Raw genomic sequence first — 2,130 nt, forward strand, 5'->3', positions numbered from 1 at the left:
TCCTAAAAAGGTTTTAAAAATATTTATAAAAATATATTAAAAAGGGCGGCGATTATGAGACAGCAACCACTATGAAAAAGGTTTCTATAAATACCATGTTACATACATTCGTACTTATACTGTTATTTATATGTATATTATTAGAACACTATTGTAAAATTTAAAATACTGTATAATGCTTTTAAATTTATGTAAGTTACAAATATTATACAATTTCTTACTATTCGATCCACAATACAAAAGGCTTCATGTGAAATCGAAAGCAATGTATACGTTGATCATAGACACAATGATGTATCGAATGAACAAAGGTACTATTGAGATAGATAAAAATGGGCATCAGTATATCGAATTTGAGACCGAGTATTTCAAGAAACTGTTAAACATCAGTGTAAACGCAGTCAATAAATTCAAAAAAGAATTAATTAAAGTAGGGCTTATTGATGTACTTCAAAAACAGGAAAACAACGTCTTTACATCTACATGCCAAAAATCGAAGACAAAAAATTTTATTATTATAATAAAGAGACAAAATCCAACAAATACACATATATCGAATTGCCTAAATTCTTATTTGAAGCGGCATATCAATCAATACCTTCCTATCAAAAATAGCCGTACAACTGGACGCTTTGTGGACAATCACGGTGTAGTATATACAAAATATACTTATAATCGCTTCATAGACGCATTAAACATCAAATCAAAGCATACACTAAAAAACATATCAATATCTTAGTCAAATACAATCTATTAATCGTGAGTAATGTAGCTACTACAATTAATCATATTTTCAGAACATAAAACCATTATTATGTATTAAAGCCTAAAAAAAGAAAAAAAACAATGTAATCAAACAAGTTGATACAAACGATAGTTATGTCTCAAGTCATAATGTAAATGTTGAACAAAATAGGGCAAATAATGTCGATATGGAAGGACATAATCACAATAATAATGCATCTGATTAACAAAATATGTCATCTAGTAATATTAAAAATTCTAGCAACACTATAAACATAAATGCACAGTATATATCAGAGTCAGCCTCATTCAAAACTGAAAATGAATCATTAAAAGAACAAATACGCTATTACAAAAAATACATCAAACAATACTTACCTGATTTCATCGATGAGAAAAAAATGCTAAAAGAACAATTACTAAAGAATTTCCCGACTTTTATCCGTACGCTTATTGTTAATTACGCGACTAAGAAACACAGCGTGCGATGAGTGTGATTTGTGACGCCAAAAATAAATATAATCAACTCTACGAAACAAATTATCGTCTTGAAGATTTAGAGAATGAAATTGTAGAAGCATTAATCCGTGTAAACCGAAAACATAAAAAAGACAATAAAAAGATGACTGAAGTATTAATTATCTAGTTGCAAGTATCAAAGGCGCATTTACTCAAAGACACGAAGAAGATTATAACAGAGGTGTTATTTCAAAAAGCCCTAAAATAGCTTTATTTGGTGACTTACCGAATATTATTACGACATCAAGTCAATTGATAAATAGCAATATTAGAAAACAAATAACGTCAAACAAATTACATGCCGCCAATCAATATGCAACGGCTAAGAAAATGCCTTTTTGATAACCTAATATAAGATTTGCGAGTAGTGGACCATAGGAACTGCAAGGATAAATTGAATTAGTAAAAGACATTACCATCATTAGCAAGTATGGTTAGACGTTATTAGTATGTCTATTTGCTACGTATTTTAGACATAAGGTCTTTATAATATATGTTAAATTTATTCTTTTTATTTACAATGTTTTCAGAGGAGTATGAATCGATGATACAGGTCCTATATAAAATCTTGAGTTGCTGTAGTAAAACGATTTATATGAGGTAGCAGACGCCAATACACATACACACATAAACGTGTTGATATATATGTGTATGTGTATTTGCGTCTGCTTAAAGGGGAATCAGCATATATTATTACTACAACTAAGTAACAATATAATATGAATCTTTATATTTTGTTTACTGATTTAATGATTTCTTTTTTTGTTAAATCAATAATACCTCGATTTTTTTCTTCATTGAGTTCTAGCTTGTTTATTTCAATTTTAATTTTTCTTAATTCTTCAATTATATGCTCTCCTTGAGACA

General features: G+C 28.6%; 2 protein-coding genes. Both read left to right on the forward strand.

Translation table 11 applies throughout. The features are described 5' to 3' along the window. Window positions 1-175: 175 nt before the first annotated feature. Complete coding sequence (locus HMPREF3125_RS13175; protein ID WP_141738038.1) at window positions 176-739, forward strand: replication initiator protein A; 564 nt, start codon at window positions 176-178, stop codon at window positions 737-739. 492 nt (window positions 740-1,231) lie between these two features. Next, entirely contained in the window at window positions 1,232-1,390 is a 159-nt protein-coding gene (locus tag HMPREF3125_RS12755; protein ID WP_176745269.1) for a hypothetical protein, read from the forward strand. Window positions 1,391-2,130: the final 740 nt, after the last annotated feature.

Origin of the sequence: Staphylococcus sp. HMSC13A10, assembly GCF_001808005.1 — a bacterium.
GTDB lineage: Bacteria > Bacillota > Bacilli > Staphylococcales > Staphylococcaceae > Staphylococcus > Staphylococcus pasteuri.

What these genes read in the sequence shown, in the direction of transcription:
- HMPREF3125_RS12755 (WP_176745269.1), top strand. Translation starts at nt 1,232, where the DNA reads ATGAGTGTGATTTGTGACGCCAAAAATAAATATAATCAACTCTACGAA.
- HMPREF3125_RS13175 (WP_141738038.1), top strand. Translation starts at nt 176, where the DNA reads ATGCTTTTAAATTTATGTAAGTTACAAATATTATACAATTTCTTACTA.